The 5,743-nt window shown below is 41.0% G+C and carries 1 protein-coding gene and 1 pseudogene; both read right to left on the reverse strand.

What is annotated here, in order from left to right:
* Positions 1 to 5,027: beta strand repeat-containing protein (locus tag BUA16_RS16430; protein WP_178338908.1), on the reverse strand; the 5,027-nt coding region annotated here is incomplete at its 3' end.
* Positions 5,028 to 5,632: 605 nt separating this feature from the next.
* A pseudogene (locus BUA16_RS18470) lies at positions 5,633 to 5,743 on the reverse strand (IS481 family transposase); the annotation flags it as partial.

Here is a 5,743-nt window from a genome sequence, read left to right on the forward strand (position 1 = left end):
TCACCTTCAAAGGTCACTCCGGTAATTTCTGCCTTTTCAATGACCAAGGACACTTCCTTGGAAGCTGCCTGGTAATTGGCCGTTTCTTCAGAGGATATGATCACTTGATAGGTACCCGCATCGGCATACCCCTGCTGTTCGGCATAGGTCAATTCCGTTTCCGAATGGTTTAGGCTTGCCGATACATTTTTCACAGTTCCATCATAGGTAAAGCTCTGGATGGCATCCGCGGTGATGGCCGCTTCCGTCTTATTGATGGTAAGGGTCGCAGTTAGTATTCGGTGGGGACAGCTAGAATGTGCTGAAGTTACTGTTGCGGTAACCTTATAGCTACCTACATTCGTATAGGTATTCTCAACATTATAATCAACCGAGGCACCATCGGGCAATCCAACGACGGCAAGCGTGTGCTCTTCTCCATCGTATACAACTTCATGATCTGAAAAGATTACTGCTGCAATATCATTTTCATTAATGGTAATATCGAAGCTTTTTTCATCTGTACAACCATTTTCATTTTCCCCATAAACATACAGCGTTTGAGAACTTGTAATGAGATCTTCGGCAAAAAGTGCTGTTCCTTTACCATCAGGCTGTGTGAAGTAATTTCCTTCCATTAATACCGGAAGACTATAACTACCACAGGCAACTACATCTTCTGGAGCCACTACTGTATATACTTCCGGTTCTGTAATAGTTACTGAGGCTGTAGTTTCCTGATTTCTACTATCCGTAATTGTAACTACATATGTCCCAGCTGCAAGATTTTCTACTACAGAGGTAGTAGATCCCGAAGGATCATTCCAACTATAGCTGTATGGCCCAATACCTCCGGCTATTTCAACAGTGGCCGAACCATCACTTCCCCCATTACAACTTACGTTTATGGAAGCCGATATACGGGCACTAAAAACATCAGCAATTGGTCCTTTAAAAATACTTTCAACCGGGACACCTGTATCAGCTGCATTTTTTGGTGTTACTTCAAAACTGATAAACTTACCAATATCCTCCTGTGAAAGTGTATAAGTAATTGCATTGGCACTTTCTATTGCTAACTTTCCTGTTCCGTTAGAATCATCTGCACGGTACCATTGGTAGGTTGTTCCTGTTTCTAGATCATTTTCGGCATCATTATAAACATAGGTTGCGGTCAATTCTTGCATAGTTGTTAAAGCACCTGAAAAACTAACATTTGTTGCTGTTGGAGGTAAATTTTCCTTTTCCCTTATCAATGCATAATTTCCAGAACCCAATACGGGATCAAATATGGTAGTATTGACATCTACGTTATATCGGGTATTGTCTTCACCTATCAGAGCGATTAAACCTGCACTTCCCAAAATTGAGCCGCTGTAAAACTTGGCTTGTCCCCCAGCACCTGTACTGATAACCGGAGTTCCGCTAATTTTAATATTCCCTCCTACTGGATCCCCTGCATTTTTATCTTTATCGGCAAAGATCTGAATGGCATCTACCGTAGCATTGGTGGAGGAAATACTTTCAGCTATCGTTACATCCCCATTTTGGGTGGCAATTACAATGGTTCCACTGGCACTAATCTCTCCTAAGATCAATTCATTTATGTCCGTTAGTTGAAGATTAGAAGCTGATGTTACTGTTATACTACCATCAAAATCATTGTTTTCATGAGTCAATGTAATATGATCTAACGCTTCAAGATAGGTACTACCCCCAATATCCAAGGCGCCAGCCGTGGCAGTAATTCTTCCGTTAGTGGTAGCAGAAAAATTTCCATTTGTTTGAATATATGATCCGGAAGTAGAAATACTAAGACCATTTCTATTGGGGCTGGATGGCTTTCCATCTATGGTAATATTACCAGTTTCCGTTTTCAAAGTACCTACAGCATTCGGAAAAAAATAACTATCCCCCAAAGCCATCGCATCCGAAAGACCTCTACCAATTCCTCTGATAGTAATATTACCCGAACCTGTCGTTTCTATAGGTCCCCCTATACTAACACCTCTAGCATGACTAACACTACTAGCGCTGCTCCCTCTACCATTGATAATAATATGACCTCCTGCTGCATTTATAGAACCATTCATGGCAACACCACGATATATCGCATTATTTTCGGCCGAAGGTACTGACGGATCCCCCATGGCATATCCTATATAAGGATCAGATCCGCCGCCCATGGTTAGGTTTCCACCAGCTGTGTGGATTGTTGAACCTTGCTTCATCCATATCGCACCAAAATTAGTGTCATTGGCCTCGTTATCTCCTTTAGCCCGTGCCCAAAGTGTAAGGGCATTAGCACTCTCGCTACCAACATCTGCCTGAGCGTTAAATACGATATTATTATTTGTTTTTAGTGTTAAGGGATCTTGATAAAGTAACTTGCCGTCTATGTTTATTGTTCCTGTATTGGCATCACCTATTAAAATTTCCGAAAAACCATCTGCAAAGTTTGAAATAAAATAAGAAGCGGGTAATTGCAGTGTAGCTAATGCACTACCTAACCCAATATCAATACCGTTTGTGTAAGCATGTATGGCCAATTTTCCAGAAGATTGAATTCTTCCATTAGGAGCTTGTCCAGAAATTGAAAATCTATCACCGATAATTTCGACATTTGCATCGGATAACGTTACATTGGTATTCTCTTTCTGTCCAACGGCTCCTTGCACAAGTACACTGGGACTTGTCACTCCTGCTGCGGTTCCTTCTAGTATTATTTTGCCACTAGCAGCTAAAATTGCCCCATTTGTGGCCACGCTAACTCCTGAATTTTTCACGGCACTACCCTTTATATGAACAGTACCTCCCCCTGTATTTTCAACGGTGGAAAGATGTGAATAAAACCCCCATGAATTAGCGACAGTAGAAGGACCTTCGGCATGACCTTCAATAAAGATAGCCCTTTCAGTATTATTTGAAGAGGTAATCACATCGGGTGCTCCTACAGTTTGACTCAATTCTACTCCATTTGAATTGGATGTTGGATGTTGGTTATTTGCATAACCATACATATAAATAGTACCAAACCCTGCATCTATCAGGTTTCCATCGTGCAAACGAATTCCATTAGCATTTGTCGAATTGCCCGTTGAAATGGGAGTAGGTATTCCCGCATTAAAACCTGGCAATCCTTTTCCGTAAAAAGCTATGTTTCCGCCATCTGTTTGAATATTGGTTTTAATCAACGTAATTCCATTCGAGTTAGTAGTATTCCCGGTAGATGTACCATTCCCTACGGTTAATCCATTCCAGATATCACTATCACTACCCCCCCCAATCCAAAGATGGCCTCCGTTAGTCAAAATTTCAGCCCGATTTTTAATATATGCAACACCCCCTTCCAAGGCATCGGCATCTGACCATATTATAGTATTAAGGGAAAAACCATTAGCTGCAATTGAACTATTGGCCTCTAGATTGATGTCCCTATTTGCTTTTAGCGTCAATGTTCTATCTGCCGATAAAACAGGAGTTATATTCGCATCAATAAACACATCTGTTTGAGCTTCGATAACAAGATCTCCTGAAGCGAGCGCATTGTTCACTACATCAACATTTACTTTGGCGCCATCCACTAAGGGAATTAACTTACCTTCACTTAATAACCAATCAGAAGAAGGGTCGCTTGGAGCATTGGTAATGGTTATCGCTCCTTTTGCCGTTGGAGCAGTCAAAACAATAGGGTCAGGACTTTCGGCTTCATCAATTTGATGCCCTCCTCCATTAGCAGTCCTGATCCATTTCCATGGATATGAGGCAACAGTTGAATTATTTATAACATCACCAATTGTAACACTTACCTCAGATCCTGCTGGAACCAATGGATCTGTTAGCCCAATAAAAACCCTATTTGATGAAGACGCAGATCCTGTCCAAACATTTGAAACAGCGCGTTTAACCCCATCAATAGTTACAGAAACATCCTCTACCGAAACATTTTCGGTATTCCAACCACTATTAACAGATTGTAAGGCATATAAGATTGCATCATAAGCCCCACTCATGGCAGTTACTGTAGTATATGAGAAAGTATAAGTTACCCCTGTTGCACCGGCGGTCAAATCATCCGCAGACCAAGAAAAATTCTCAAATGGTGATGATAAGGTAGAAAAACTTTTCTCACTACCATAATTCGTCCCCTCACTATTTATAGCATACGCTCTAACGTAGTAGGTAGTTGTTGCTAAAAGGCCGTTAATAGCTTCATTATAAGTGCCAATCCCGTTACCGACAGCTACACTGATAGAACGTCCATCTCCTATGGTCGGATTAGAATTGGTCCCATACACAAATCCACGCTCGGTTACCATAGCCCCGCCATCATCGGTCACGTCCCCGTTTAAGGTAGCCCCGGTAGCCGTAATTGAAGAGGTTACCAAAGTGGTTACTGTTGGTGTACTATTCGCGGCCACTGGGTCGGAAACCGAAATATTGATCACTGCAATTTCCTGATAATCCGTAAGGTCTTTCTGGGGATCTGGCCAGCTGACCACCAATTTATCAATATTGTTCCAGGCAGGATTGGCAATCCAACTACCGGTACCACGGGTAAACACCTCAAGATCGGAAGCCCCATAAACGGTCCATGTTAAGGTTTGAGAGACCGTTAGCTGACCATCCTTATAGCCTGAAATGGTAAAATCGTTCCTATTGCTGTTACCCGCTGACCGACGCCCCAGTTTAAGTGCATCAACAGAGAAATTGTTGTCCGCTGTAAGCTGAAGCCCCCAGCTTTTGGCGTTAAAACCCCAGCCATCATTAGCGCCAAGAGTTCCCCTGTCCACTGGAATAATCCCTTCTGGGACAACTTTAACAAGGGCATTCGTATACGTACCGGGTAATTCCCCACCATTTCCCCAGTCAATTGTGAAGTTGGTAGGACTGGTTAATCCCGCCGCAATAGTATAGTCATTAACATTATTGGTTATAGACTCTGAAGCGTAGTCCAGTATGTAAGTACTTTGTGCAAAAACATTCAAAGAATGTAGTAGCACGAAAAGAAAAAATAAAACTGGAATTTTAGTAGTAGTTTTTTTCATAAGCATTAATAGTTTGGGGAAATTGAAAATTAAAAATATAACTAGATTGTTAATTTAAGATAAAACGAGCGTTACGATTCTCGATTTGAATAAACCATAGGAGTGCAGATCATTGGAAGAAGAAATAAATCGCAATAATAATTTCTTTACAAAAGTTAATTGATGATCCAATTTATGTTTTAAGTTTTGTATGATTTTGCAACTGCATTTTGGGAGTTTTTACAAACATAATATACGCTTTGGATTACATTATATTCACGGGCAAAAAAAATCTAAAAAAACGTAAAAACCATTAAAACAGAGATAATATGGTGTCCAAATTGAATCTGAACACCAATTAACCTTGAATACACAAAAGGCAGGTGGTCGTAAATTCATGCCTATTAAAATAGGTGATAAAATGTAATAGCTACGATTTCGTCTGACAGTTAAGAGTTTTTTTAGGCATTTTGACTCTTGGAATAATTTTGGTTTAGGGGCTCGTTTGGAGCCCCCTGACCATTCCAGTCGTCGGACAGGTTATTCCTGACAGGTTGGTCTCCACCAGAGCCTGTTTCCGCTTTACCTGCCTCTAATAAAGGTACAATTTTATCGGATTGTAAATCCAACATTTTTTCATCAGCCAAATATTTGCTGTCCAGTAGGGTCTGCATCGGTGTTTTTCCAAAACAGTGCTTTCCTGTGTGGGTTCTTTCATTATTGTAATACTGCAACCA

This window comes from Arenibacter nanhaiticus (assembly GCF_900141935.1).
In the GTDB taxonomy this organism is placed as follows: domain Bacteria; phylum Bacteroidota; class Bacteroidia; order Flavobacteriales; family Flavobacteriaceae; genus Arenibacter; species Arenibacter nanhaiticus.